Here is a 13,862-nt window from a genome sequence, read left to right as displayed (position 1 = left end):
AGATTACAACCGGGATCCTGCACGTCCAGCACTCTGATTCATTCGTCTTTTGCAGCACCCGCCTGAGGCCGCACGCCGCATGCAACCCGAAACATTCCTAATGCCCGCTCGGCTCCTGGCACGAGTCCCACGAGTTGGAGACGGATCATCGTGCCCATCAGAATGACGGCCAATGTCGCCTCGCCCACTACCCGAGCAGACGCCATGCCCGTGGCGCCATATCTAGGCGCGAGAAATAGCGCCGCAGCCAGATTCACCAGTCCCGAGGTGACACCTGCTATAGCGAGCAGGCGATCCTTCCTCCTCGGTACAAAAACATAGAACGCAACGAACTCGTTAAACGCCGCGAGTGGAAACATCCACGCAAAGATCTGCAATACGCGGGCACTCGGCTCAAATGCCGGGCCCAGAATCAGAGGCAGTACAAACGGCGACAATGTCAGCGCGCCGCACAGAACCAGAAGTCCGTACCCCATCAACAACGTGGCGCCCCGACGCGTCGTTGCGTGTGCGCCCTCCTTGTCTCCCTGTGCAAGCTGCCTCGATATGGTGGGAATGAACACCTGCGAAGCGGGGCCCATCAACGCGAGTCCTATCGTCGCAAATCGTTCCGCGGCACCGAAGTAGCCCACCTGAGCAGGCGTCGATAACAACGTAAGTAAATAAGTCGACGACGCAGTAAGTACAACGGAGCCGGACGAGTAGCAGAACAGCATCGTCGAGTTTCTTACCAGAGGAACAACACCGTCGAACTTCAGGCGCGGCATCCCTAGCTGCCATGTCGTCAAACCGTACGAAATGATCGACGACGCAATACCTGCCACCAGCAGACTCGCGAGAACCCATACTGCGTCGTTGGGTCCTCGTACCAGATTAAGCACAAGCACCAGGCTCAACGCGAATCCGAACACCTCGATCATGATGGGGGTTCGAAAGTGTTGACGCCCCTGAAACAGCCAGCCGAGATTCATCGCGGAAACGATCCCCAGCAGGGTCGCCAGCAAACCGATCACGGGCCGCTCCGACAACGTTGGCGACAACATCGTGGCCGCGACACCAATGCACGCACCCATCACGCCCAGCAAAAGGCGGGCACTGACATGCAACGAGTAGATCGAGTTGCACTCTGCCGCCGATTGCGCTTTCGACACCTCGCGCATTCCAACAAAAGTAAATCCGTAACTAACCAGCATCCATATCACGTTCATCAGCGACATTGACGCCAGCACCCGACCGTATTCCGCCACCCCCAGAATTCTTCCGTAAAACGGCACCACGATGATGAGATAGACGTACCTCATCAAATAACCGCCGTAGACAAACGCAATTACGTTAGCGTTCGCTCGTCTATCCATACAGTCCTCCTGACGCGCGTTCTGGACTTCAGCGCCCAGCCACGCGACGGCGGGCAAGCGGGTTAGAGATATAACGCACCACAAAGTCGGAAAGTGGCGAGTAAGGGACGAGACATAAACCGGAGAGCACCAGCGTGCCCATTTTCTTCTTGAGGCTCCAGAAAGGATTGGCGACGATCGTATGAAGATAACTGCCGGAATCCCGCCACATCCAGCGCCATCGCGAAGCAAACGGTGCCTGATAGACATGCGAACAGAATGTCGCCTTCTCATGCGAAAAGTCGTAGAACTTTGGCGGAAGCTCTATCTGAAGACGCGCTCTGGCGAGATTCCGCAATATCGCCCAACGCATGCCGAAAGCCTTTGGCGCCTTCGTGAGCTGCTCCGAATTGGCGAACGACACGGTCGCGCCGCCAGCGTTGTGCACCCGATAGCTTCCCAGCGATTTTGAAATAGTCGCGACCGGGCCTGATAGCGCCGCACCGTAAATCGCGTAAAAATCAGCGCCGTATCGATTGATTCCTTCTTCCGGAACAGGAAAAATCGCCCTGAGAGCACTCACGCGATATGCGTTGCCCGACGCAGGCGGTGACGGATAAAGCCAGCCACCTTTCAGCAGCTTTCCGCAATCGGCAGGCGGCTCGGTATTAGGCACATAGGCGCCGGTTGGTGCGCCCGCACCGTCCATTACGTCGAGGCGGAATTGCACCTTTGCCCACGGACCGGTAGAGAAGCGGCTCATGACTTCGGAGACGACGCTCGGATAAAGGATATCGTCAGAGTCGAGAAAAATCGCGAATTCCGTGTCGAGTATTTCGATCGCCTGGTTGTAAGCGGAGACCTGTCCGCCGTTTTCCTTGTAGATAGCAGAGACGCGTGTTCCGTATTGTTCGATGATCGCCCGCGAACCATCGGTGGACCCATCGTCGACGATCAACACATGCGTTGCCGGATAGTCCTGTGCAAGCGCCGAATCGATGGCGGCGGCAAGATAGTGCTCGTAGTTGTAATTGCAGATCACAACGGTCGCGTGGTTCATGGTATCTCGACACTATCTAAAGTTAGGCCACCCGGAATCCGGCAGCCGTGAAACTGACAACACCTTCGGCCGGCATGACACTTCGCGCGAAGTGAACTTCCCTTCGCGAACACACCCCGCTACGCGCGAGGCCGGATGACGATATAGGCGAGATGTTTCGGCGGATTGTTGCCTGCACCGTTCACCTCGTCTGGCACCTTGAATCGGACCTTCAGCATTGCGTCGTCCCATGTAAGCGCGACGTCATCGTGCGGGCTGACTACGCCCGTCAACGCGTCGACGAACTGAATCTGCGCGGTGCGTGAACGCGGCGGCTTGAGCCCAGATACCGTGACGCTCTGCCAGCCTGAACTCGCACTTACCTGCATCACCACGTCATTGCCGGAAAACAGCGCGCTTCCCGCTGCGCCGGAATCAAATTGCAATGGCTTCGACAAGCTTGCCAGCGATCCACCGGCCGTCTGACGAAGCACGATCAGGCTTTTCCCCGACACGTTGTAAGTTCGCGTGGGCGGTCCGCGATGTGTGAGGCGGAAAGGCTCATAGCCGTCCCAGTGATAAATCATCGAAAGGTACTTGTCGGGATCATCCCAATTCCTGTCGAGCGCCCACACAGCAAAATCGAAAAAATAGCGGGGCAGGTAGTGCGGATCCTTCATGTACTCATCGCCGATTTCCGTCTGCCAGATTCCACGCGCCGGACCGTTCCTTACGTATTGCTGATACAGCGAATCCAGGTCGGAAACATGGAGGTAGTGCGTATCGATGTAATCGACCCAATCCAGCATTCGCTCTTTCGACGCCGGACTTCTGTATTCCAGCCATTGCTGGAATGTGGAGAGCCCACCCTGGTCCGGCCACCCGCCATACACCACGTAAGCGTGATACTTGCGGATAATCTTCGCCGCCGGAATGTGAACCTTCTCCACATAGTCCTGCATTGCACGTTCATAAGGCTTAGACCGCATCTGGTCCTTATTGAAGTCCGGACCGTGCCAGAAAGTGGCTTGCGGCAATCCGCCGGACAACTTGCCCGCCGCCTCGTTCCAGATCTGGAAATAGCGCAGGTTAAAAGGCGCAGCGGAATATTTGCGGACTACCGCTTCGACATAGTTCTGCCAGGCCTCGACATCCAACGGCGCAGAATTGGAATCGCCTGGCACGGTCGCATTCCATTTCGGCGTATATCCGAGAATCAGTAGCGAGCCGATTCCATTCCGGTCGTTCTGAATCAAAACAGTCGGCAGATCTCCGTCGAAAGCCGACCCCGTTCTGTCGATACGCATTGCTTCGTCCGGCCCCTCCGGTTGCCCTGGACCGACCGAACCACGTCCCCAGCTAATGCCCATCGCGCGCCACATCTGAAAATCGCTGGCCGAGCCCGCCCATCCATTCGTACCGATCAGATCGGTAATTCTGCGAGCACCCGCATCCAGCGAGTTCGCTTTAGGCGTCAATGCAAATGCGCCATTTCCCTTTACTAAAGGAATCGCGGCTCCCGTTAGCGCCGCCAGTACCCGCAATGCCCGACGCCTGCCGACGCTATTCGTGCCCTTGACCATTCGGTTGCGTACCGGCATGCGCTAGCTCACCGACGCTCTGGGTGCCAGCTCCGGCAGCCGGTCTCCTGCACGGCCGTACAGAACTTCCAGCACTTTTTGCGCCGAGTGATCCCAGCGAAACTCACGCGCGTGCGCTACGCCTTTCGTCCGGTAATGCTGCCGCATTTCAGCGTCGCTCATCATTAGCGACAGCTTTTCGGCGATGTCGTCTGCCGAGGATGCGTCGCAATACATCGCGGCATCTCCGCACGCTTCGGGTATCGAGGTCCGCGATGACGCGATCACCGGGCACCCGCAATACATCGCTTCGAGAGGCGGCAAGCCGAACCCTTCATATAGGGACGGAAACACGAGGCAAGCCGCGTTTTCGTAAAGTGACTTCAGCTCTCCATCTGATACGAAACCGGCCCACAGCACCTGCCCGGCACGTGCGGACTGTTTCGTTTCTTCACTATTGAAGATGCGTGAGTTCTTACCGCCCACAATGACAAATTTGACTTCTGAAAGATGCTCCAGTTTGTCGATAGCTTCAAGAACGCGCTGCAAGTTCTTGCGCGGATCGAGGCTACCGACAATTACGCAGTAAGCGTCTTTCACAAGTCCCAGTCGACCGATGACTGCGGAGTCCGACACCACCCGGTCCAGATGATCGGCGCCGGGATTCACTACCGTCACGCGCGATTCGTCGACTTTCAGGTGATGACAGATACGCATCTTCGAATAGCCCGATACCGTCAGGATGACCGGTTGCATTCTCGGCAATACCCAGAAACAGATTCGATACCACAGTCGGAATTTCCTTGAGAACCCGAATGGGACATCGTAGACCGCCATGTCATGCACCATCACGATCTGTCCGCGCTTAAAAAGCGGATTGGTATTGCACAGATTGAGCAGCGTCTTTCCTCTCGCTGCGATCGGGAGAGTGATCTGCTCCCAAAGCGTTCCTCGAAGCCACGGAAAGCGTCGCTGCCGCTTGAGAGATGACCCGGGTTCGCGAACATTCTCCGGCACTAAAACTTCCAGGTCGTCTCCCGGCAATGCTCGCATCTGCATGGCCCGGGTCAGTTCATACGCCACCCTCTGCACGCCAGTAACAGGTTGCGAAGTGAACTTTCCATTAATAGCAAAAGACATCTGGTTCTCCGTTTAACGACACCGCAAAACGTTGAAATGCAACTTGGTCGACCAACGAAATCAATGCGTTGTTTCTACATCTCCATAGTCGCTGTCGTAGTTGGTCGCATAGCCGTAATTGCGTGTACTGCGTCGCAGGGGAATACCGTTGAAGACCGCGCCCGCAATGCGTCCCTCGGCACGCTCCATTTTCTTGACCGTGTCGGCGATTTCCTGCTCGCTTTGCATTCCCGAGCGCAGCACAAGCAGCGATGCACCGGCTTCGCTCGCGATGATCGACGCGTCGGTGACTGCGAGAAATGGAGGCGTATCGATAATCACCATATCGAACTGGCTGCCGAGCCGCTCGAGAACCTCTTTAAAACGAGGCTTCATCAACAGTGCGGCGGGATTCTCCGGACGCACCCCACACGAGAGGAAGGTCAAGCCCTCAACACTCGTGGCTCGCAGTGCACTCCGCAAAGCCATGCGCTCCGACAGTACTTCGGAAAGGCCGCCGCGATTGCTATCGCCGAATAGCGATGCAAGATGACCGCGGCGCATATCGGCGTCGATCAGCACGACCTTGGAACCGATCTCCGCGTGCAGAATCGCGAGATTGGCTGCAACAAAGCTCTTTCCTGCTGAGGGTGTCGGGCCGATAACCATCAGAATGTTATTGCGGGCATGGGCGAGATCGCGAGTCACGGCCGTGCGCACGCCTCGCAATCCTTCCACGGACGTATCGTGTGGAAAGCGTGCGGCAAGCACTCTGCTGCTGTCGCCGTTCAGCGACGCCGCCGCGCCGGTTGCGCGGGTTGCGCCGGTTGCACTGGCGCTACTGCGCATCTCGACATCAGGCGCAGTGCGCTGGAACGGAAGAGAGCTTCGTCCTCCGAGCCCGGGCAGCGACTTTCGCGATGAGTTAGCAAAACTACGATCAAGCGACAACTGCTGCTGACTGAACAGGATCTCGCCAAAGACGGGCACGCTCATCCGGCGCTCTACATATCTCGGATCCGTCACGCCGGTCATCACATGGCGGCGCATGAAGACCAGCACGACGCCGGAGACAAGACCCAGTAGTAGCCCGCCGCCCAGCACAATTGCAGGCTGAGGTTTGACCGGACGGTGGGGACGGATCGCCTCGTCGACAATGTGCGCACCTCCCGTGGTACTGGCGCGCCGAACCTGTAACTGTTCCGCTTTCTGAACCATCCCGAGGTAAATGGTCTCCGCAACTTTCTGAGCGCGGATAAGGTCGACGCTTTCACGTTCGGACGACGGCATTCCGCTAAAACGGCCATTGAATTGCGCCTTGGCGTTTTTCAATTGCGAAAGTTGAGTATCGACGCTCTGCACCCAGCGGCTATCCGGCTGATAGCGCTCGAGGAGTTGCGTACGTTGCAATTGCAAGGTCGCTATCTGCTTGTCGAGATCCATTCCGCCCTGAAGATACGCTTGCGCTTCACTCGTCGGCTGCATCGATTGCGAGTTCGAACGGAAATGCTTGAGCGCGTCTTCTGCTTTCCGCAGATCCGCAAGCAAACGGGGGAGCTCTCCATTGATGAATGCGAGCGTGGTGGTGTCGTTGGCCTGACGGCTGGCCACGGCGGATGCAAGGTATTGCTGCCCCAACGCATTGGCAACTTCAGCAGCCTTGTCGGGGCTCCTGTCCGCGTATTCGATCTGAAGCAGCCCCGAATCCTTGACCTTGTCGCTCACCTTGACCAGATCGGCAAAGCGTTTAACCGCGTCGAGTTCATTCCAGCGAATCACTTCGAATTTCGTACCCGGCCGTGCGTCGAGCTGCTTCACGAGCAGGGAGACGCCGTTGTCAGTGACTGGAGTACCCACCACGCCCTTAACCAGAACCTGATTCGAAGGGCCGAGCAATTCAAATGCATTGCCGGCAAGCGCAATCAAAGTGAGCTTCTCTTCTTCGAGATCGATCGGGACATCCAGCGAGCCAATCTGCACGCGCTCACCGCCCCATGCAAAGGAACTCAGACCGAGCCACGGAGCCGCCGGTTCTCCGGGCGTCGAGAATTTCTCGGCGATATCACCCAGAATTGGAATCTTGTGCGGTGTCACCGACACGTCGAAGCGGTATTTATCAATTACCGGGTCAAGCACCGAACGACTTTTCATCACAGCCATTTCGGTCACGGGCGCCGGTGCGGGAGGCGGCATCGCTTCCTGGCTCTGCAATGCCAGACCTAGCGCGTTGGGCTCCGGGGGATCCACACGCACAAGTACGTCAGCCGAATAAATTGGCGTTGCAATAAGCAGGTAGGCCACCGCCAGCGTCAGAACGATCACCGTAGTGACCACGATCTCCCAGATGTGATCGCGCATCAGGGAGAGCATCCCGCGCGCGCTGAGTTGGCCGCGCTCAGTGTTGTCGGCGGGAGAGAGCGAATTCAGAGGGTAGTAATCCACCGGTTTGATCCTTCCATGTTCGATGGGCAGAGTAATGAATCGATACTGCTCTGCTGCACCACCAGTTCGCGATCTGGAACCGCCGCCGGCCGGCGTTGGCTTGATTGGCCGGCAGCACCTCGGAGTTACGTGCTGGGTCAGTAAGGTCGGAGAACCGTGTTCAGAACTTCATGAACAACGGATGACAGTACGGCGCTTGTTACTGGTCTTGCTGGCAAAGCCGATCGTTACTGCAGACCGCTTGAAGCTAGCGGCATTGCCGCGCTGAACGGGCGCCCATTCTCGTGCTCCAATGCCAATGGAACCTGAAGAACCGCCTATCCAATAGATTCATCAGCCTTTCATATTGGTACTACGAAATATGATTGCGAATTAGTTTCCAGAACTTTCAATACTTGATGTTTCTACGAAAAAACTTATGGTCATAGCGGGAGAAGGTAAAGGCGCATTCCTCCACCGGGATCAACCTGGTCGACCATTTGCCTGATTGCCACGGCACAAGTTCTCGAGCGGGAATTGCTAACGCCCAGTTGGCAAGCCGCCATCGTGCCCTCCCAGACACACGCCCTGCAAAGTCATTTGTTATATGCGAACACTAGACGGTCGCGCCTCGTCCCATAAGAAGCTGGCGAAACACGACGAACGCAAGACCGATAGAACCAGACGATCAACACTCTGAGTGACAGGTACAACTCCAAATGTCACGCACGAGTCCGGACACGGTATCCAGCGGCCCCGTAGAAAGGTAATTGGCATGACCTTGCCACAGCAAGGTGACGGCGCGTTAAAGCAAATTACTCATCTCAAACATTTAAAAATCGCTCAATGCGGACTAACGATTTTTCTTTCCATGTTGCGGTGAAGCATAGCCCGCAAAAAAACGGCCGAATCATAGCGGGCATAAATTCGGGTGTTATTGGCCGATTAGGTTGATTTCGTTACAAATGCAGCGGCAACAGAAAGCATTGTTGCTATCTGCAATTAATGTAACAGAGTTATACAAGGCGGGTCTGGCGCTGTAACAGAACGTTAGTGACAGTTCAAAAGAAAAAACGCGTGTTTAGAACGCGCTTTTCCGCTACAGCCCTTACCACGCGGAGCAGCCAGCCATATGGCTCATAGCCTTTCTAGTTGCCGGCTTGCACATTAGCTACGGAAAAAGTTTCTGGTGGAAATAGATATTAGGACGACTTTTAGCAAATTGCGAGGTAAGTATTTCCCCGATCATGACTATTACGCCAAACACCCATGAATACCGGCCAAGTTCGTCTTGAAAATTTCGATGCGCTAATCTCGCTACGTGAGTGACTCGTTTGTTTGATAACGAGAACGATGATCTCGACCGATTTTTTTACGTCGTTCGGCAAAGAGCATCTGAATGGGCTAAGCGCTATGAAACACATTGGTCTTCTGGTTTTTCAGGACTGTTCCATGGTGACTACGGGAGCTATTGGAGATGCATTTCGGCTGGCCAACGAGTTCGAAAAAGCCGAAGGCGAAGAACCTCCTTATCGCTTCTCGGTGCTCTCGGATGGAGGCGGATTGGTCACGAGTTCCTCTAGCATTTCCATCTGGACGCAGACACTTGAACGCTACAACCTGGCAGATTTTCACGCATTCTTTGTCGCGTGCCGCGATGCCGCCGAAACGATGGAATCCAATGACCGATTTCTCTCGTGGATTTCACGCCAGGGGTCGATTGCATCGTTCGGAATTCAGCAAGGTGCAAATCTCGCGGTTGTATGCAGGAATCCATTGCAATCGACAGTACCGATCTTCCTGTTCGATGACGGTAGCGACGCCATGCGCATCACTCCGAGCGTAACGCCAACCGATCTGGCTCTTTCCCAGATCGAGCGGGATCTCAGTTCAGACACGGTCAGGAAGATTGCCCGTCTTCTGCACCCCACTTACAACGAGCAGAGCAAGAACGAACACGACGACGCGAACATTACGACGACAACGGAGAAGATTCGCGAGTCGGCGCGGTGGATCAAGGACAACTACAGCAAGGCCATTTCAGTTGCCAAAGCGGCTGAATCGGCGGCAATGAGCAAGCGCAATTTTCAGCGTCGCTTTAAATGCGAATTCGGCATGACCCCGCTCGAGTATCTGTTGCGCACTCGCTTCGAGGTCGTCTGCACGATGTTGAAGAATACTGATCTACCTGTCGACAAGATTGCCCGGCGGTGTGGAATGGGTGACGGCAACCGTTTGGGCCGACTGTTCAAGGAGCGGTATGGCATGTCGCCTACGCAATTTCGCGCGCAACAGCACTTCGAATCCGAGGAACGGTGGCTAACGCCTGAAGACGGCTGGCATTCGGCGACTGAGATGTTGAAGGAAACCCCTTGAGTCCGCTCTTCCGAACAGCCGCGTAGCGCCTTCAATTAATGGATTGAGAGATGACGCCTCCCCCTTCCGTCCAGCTCGAAGAAGAAGCCGCCGCATCTGTTTTGCTGCGCAAGGAACTCGAGTTGCATGAGGACAAAGTACTCGCCGAAACCGGCCAGTCACTAGCAGCGCTATATCAGTCTCCGGCGCAGTCTGGCTCCGTGATCAGAAGGATCAAGGAGGCGGCCAAGTCAATGCTGCCGGACTCGCTGTTTCTGAGCCTGCTTCATCATAAGTGTATCGGGCGGTACCCCAACCTCGTGCGCCCTGTTACCTTTAACGAAAAGATTCTGCAGCGTAGCCTCAGACCCGATCCGCGCTATATCGGCCTGACTGACAAGCTAACGGTTCGGGAATACATCGCGAGCAAGATTGGCGAGGAACATCTCATTCCGCTAGTCGCGGCGCCCGACGCATTTACCCGCGAGGTCTTCGACGCGCTGCCGGACGCCTTTGTGATGAAGGCCAATCATGGCAGCAGCTTCGTCGAGGTGGTTAAAAATAAATCTGCCACATCTTTCGAAAAGCTTCAGCTTCTTGCCGACAAGTGGCTGTCGACCGCGTTTTACAGCATTGCAAGGGAAAGGCACTACCGCCAGATCAAACCACGCATCTTCTTCGAACAATTGCTTCTGGACGAAAGCGGCAAGATACCTGCGGATTTCAAGCTGCATTGCTTTGGCGGTCGGCCGGGACGACCCATCATCTACATTCTGGTGATATCGGACAGATTCGGGAACGACACTCATGGCGACGTGTACGACGTCGACTGGAATCATCTCGACATCGCTATTGGTTATTACAAGCGCAGTGCAAAACCGGCACCTCGTCCTCCGCATCTTCAGACTGTTCTCGACACCGCCGTCAAGCTATGTGAAGACTTCGACTACGTTCGCGTGGACCTATACGCGCCTGATAACCGGGTCTACTTCGGCGAGCTAACATTCACACCCGGCGCCGGCGTATTGCCATTCACTCCCGACAAGACCGACTACGATTGGGGAAAGCTGCTTGCCTGAAAGATGAAGGGTGGAAAGCCACCGGCTCGAAAAGCGAAAAGCGAAAAGCGGGTGATGGAGATACGAAAGTACCTCCATCACCCGCTCGGACTTGCCGCGAGATAAGCCATTGTAGCGGCTCAACACGCGGTGCCTGTTCCTTCACATCCTTCGCATAAGAACAGGCACCGACAACCGCGTGTTAGTTATCCGCGTGACCTGACGTGAAGCTCGTGAACGCACTGTACGACGGATTGATCGCGGACCCGTTGACCATAATGCCGTAGGTGTCGTCACCGCTATCGAGCACGTAGTACATCACTGACTGAATGTTGTGCGACTTTCTGTTCTGATAGAACTCGCCCAGTTGCGTGGTGATGTAATTTGCGCGATACGCCTCGGTTTGCTCCGGACCCGTGTTCCACTCCGTAATGATGAACGGCACGTTGTAGCGGGCCTTACAGTACGTCGGCAGATCGAAACCGGGGCCTGCACCGTCGGTCCCGATATTGAAGATGTCACCGTACACTTCGTAGTTGTGCCACGTCGTGATGTCCCAACGCACCGTGGGATAACCGCCACTGCCGTCAGGTTGCATACCGTCCCACAGTGCATCGGCCGCACCGATATCTGCGACGCAGAAGTTGATACCGCACTTCGCGTTGGACTGCGCCGACTTCACACCGTCGATCATGCCGCGCATCACGCCACGCATGACAGGCCAGTTCGAATTGTTGAAGTCAGCGGCGTTCGTCCCTGCGTTGGTCGAATCGATAATGATGCCGTTCTGACGCGTCAACTCGTTACCGCATTCGTAGATCGTCACGCCATACGGCTTCAGCGCGTTAGCAACCGTTGAACCGGCCGTATAACCACGGCTGTACGCAGCCGACTCGTTGGCAAACAGCGTGCTGCCGGACGAGTACACGCCTTGATTGACGAGAACCACCAGCGTGAGTCCGGCCGACTGGAATGCCTCCGCCAGTTTGACGACCGCATTCAACGACGTCGAGTCGTCAGTACATCCAACGCGATAGCTCGTGCAACCCATCGACTTCAGAATGGAAACAAGTTGCGTCGGCGTATAGGTGTAGTCGTAGTGGCCGTTGATACCGTAGAACATGCCTGCGGTTTGCGTGGGGGTAATGCGCGGATCGTTACACGCCAGCCACTGCGCAGCGACACCCGCATTGACGTAAAACTGGCCGCCCGTACCGCAATGCCAGATCTTGCCGCCGTACCAGAGCACCAGCGTCACGTTATAGGTATTGCCAACGGTCGCGCCGTTCCGGTAGATCACGCCATTGACGAGAGTCCAGATCGCATTGGACTTGTCGATGATGTACGGGGAAGCCGGCAGCGTCGTGCCGTCTGCCGAAGTACCACCGAGGCGCGGATCGTTGCACGACGACCAGCCAGAGCCGCCCCATGCATAGAACTGGCCGCCAGTGCCTTCGTGATAAATGGTGGTGCCGTAGTACAGAATGAGCGAAACGTTGTAGGTGTCTCCAGCTTTCGAGCCGTTTTGATAGACCGAGCCGCCCGACAGCGTCCACACGTTGCCCGAACTGTCGGTAACCGAAGCTGCCGGCGGGACCGTCGTTCCGCTCGCCGATGCGGTGCTCGATTTGGCAGTTGCCTTACTGTCAGCCGATCCACTACTGCCGCTATTGTCTCCCGAGCCTCCGCCACCGCAAGCGCTCAAAAGATAACTTCCACCCAGTGCCGTGAGGGCACCAATAAATTGACGTCGTTTTACCATGGCAAATAGTTTCCACTGTCGAGAAAATTCTCGATAAAAAGTCCAAAGATTATTTTTGGAGGTTCAAGTGATTCAATGCGCAAGGACAAACCGATTTGAATTCGTAGCCCAGAGAAAATTAAAATCTTTTAGCGCATTACAGACATCGTTTTAGATGTTCTATTGAAACTTCCGGGCGCGAAGCCCTTTAAACGTGATAATCCAGCAAACGGATATCAGCGATCGCCAGGGGCGAGCCGATGCGCGTCACGTTACTTGAACGTACGATGGGAGACGACCTGACTGCGACACCCGTTGCTGTTTAAAGCATATGTTTACAAAGCGAAGTCGCCTGTTAAGCAAACGTTTGCCCAAAGGGACGGACCTTCTGACCCTCTCAGCAAAATATTCCTTCAACCGCAGCGACCGGGGTAAATCGTACCCGGAGTGACCGCTTAATCACAGAAGAAATAGCACTTTTCGGCCAAATAGTATAAATATTTCTAATAATTTCCTGCATCGCAAAAATTCTGGTTTTCTCGTGTTGATCAGAGGATTGGATGTACGCGATCTTTGCGACTTCGACCCTATATGTAAAACGTGCTTGAAAGCCGTGTTTAAAGCAGTCGCCTTCGTGAGGTGCATCATGCACCGCAAGAGAGCATAGCCATTAACAACTCGTTACATAAATAATATAAAGAATATGCGTGGCTTTCACGAAGATGACGTGAGATGCCGATGCAAATCGGCCCGAAATTTCGTTTGCTCCAGTGATGGGTTTCCGGTTTCGGTATTTCATATAGCCTTCGAGGCTGTGGGTGAATGACCTTATCCCGCGGAAATGGATTTACCCCATCGCTATCGCTGGAATTAAATTAGAATAATCACGAAGTATTGATCGGGGATACAAATTCCAGCGTATTTAAATCGACCGAAAGGGATTGGATAAGCCGATCTGGACGAGTCCGGCAACTACTACGCGAACTCGACGATGACTTTGACAGTGAGGATGGAGCGCGCGCTTTTACAAACGTCGGTGTCGCAAAAGCCGCTTTCAGGTACTTTCGTTGAATGACAAAACGTCATTTCACAACGTCGAAAGATTTTGCATGTGGTCGACGGGTCATTCGAGCAGGACAGGCGATGGGTCGAATCGACTCGACTCGACGCACACCAACACGACTTTCACCAGGTCGACGCACGATTGCCGCTCAG

Annotated in this window: 8 protein-coding genes; 2 read left to right on the top strand and 6 right to left on the bottom strand. The window is 55.1% G+C overall.

Translation table 11 applies throughout. The annotated features are described in order from the left end of the window. Window positions 1–38: 38 nt before the first annotated feature. The 5 genes from BLS41_RS18335 to BLS41_RS18315 form a co-directional block, all read right to left on the bottom strand. Window positions 39–1,355, bottom strand: a complete 1,317-nt coding sequence (locus BLS41_RS18335) for a lipopolysaccharide biosynthesis protein (protein WP_083380019.1) — start codon at window positions 1,353–1,355, stop codon at window positions 39–41. A gap of 28 nt (window positions 1,356–1,383) precedes the next feature. Further along, complete coding sequence (locus BLS41_RS18330; protein ID WP_074767341.1) at window positions 1,384–2,394, bottom strand: glycosyltransferase family A protein; 1,011 nt, start codon at window positions 2,392–2,394, stop codon at window positions 1,384–1,386. 119 nt (window positions 2,395–2,513) lie between these two features. Beyond that, window positions 2,514–3,974: a hypothetical protein gene (locus BLS41_RS18325; RefSeq protein ID WP_436972005.1), complete on the bottom strand. Its 1,461-nt coding sequence runs from the start codon at window positions 3,972–3,974 to the stop codon at window positions 2,514–2,516. 3 nt (window positions 3,975–3,977) lie between these two features. Beyond that, window positions 3,978–5,093, bottom strand: coding sequence for a glycosyltransferase family 4 protein (locus tag BLS41_RS18320; protein ID WP_074767335.1), 1,116 nt, complete (start codon window positions 5,091–5,093; stop codon window positions 3,978–3,980). A 60-nt stretch (window positions 5,094–5,153) separates the two neighbouring features. Then, entirely contained in the window at window positions 5,154–7,514 is a 2,361-nt protein-coding gene (locus BLS41_RS18315) for a polysaccharide biosynthesis tyrosine autokinase (protein ID WP_171910266.1), read from the bottom strand. A gap of 1,431 nt (window positions 7,515–8,945) precedes the next feature. Here BLS41_RS18315 and BLS41_RS18310 point away from each other — a divergent pair. Together BLS41_RS18310 and BLS41_RS18305 are read left to right on the top strand one after the other, a co-directional pair. After that, a complete protein-coding gene (locus BLS41_RS18310) occupies window positions 8,946–9,869 on the top strand; it encodes a helix-turn-helix domain-containing protein (protein ID WP_171910329.1) in 924 nt (307 codons plus the stop codon). Between the two features lie 50 nt (window positions 9,870–9,919). After that, the gene (locus BLS41_RS18305; RefSeq protein ID WP_083380018.1) at window positions 9,920–10,927 is read left to right on the top strand and encodes an ATP-grasp fold amidoligase family protein; all 1,008 of its coding nucleotides are present in this window, start codon (window positions 9,920–9,922) and stop codon (window positions 10,925–10,927) included. Between the two features lie 181 nt (window positions 10,928–11,108). On the opposite strand, the gene BLS41_RS18300 is transcribed toward BLS41_RS18305, so the two are convergent. After that, entirely contained in the window at window positions 11,109–12,668 is a 1,560-nt protein-coding gene (locus BLS41_RS18300; protein WP_074767333.1) for a hypothetical protein, read from the bottom strand. Window positions 12,669–13,862: the final 1,194 nt, after the last annotated feature.

The organism is Paraburkholderia fungorum (assembly GCF_900099835.1).
GTDB lineage: Bacteria > Pseudomonadota > Gammaproteobacteria > Burkholderiales > Burkholderiaceae > Paraburkholderia > Paraburkholderia fungorum_A.
Note: the sequence above shows the minus strand (reverse complement) of the source record. Positions and strands in the feature narration are given on the sequence as shown.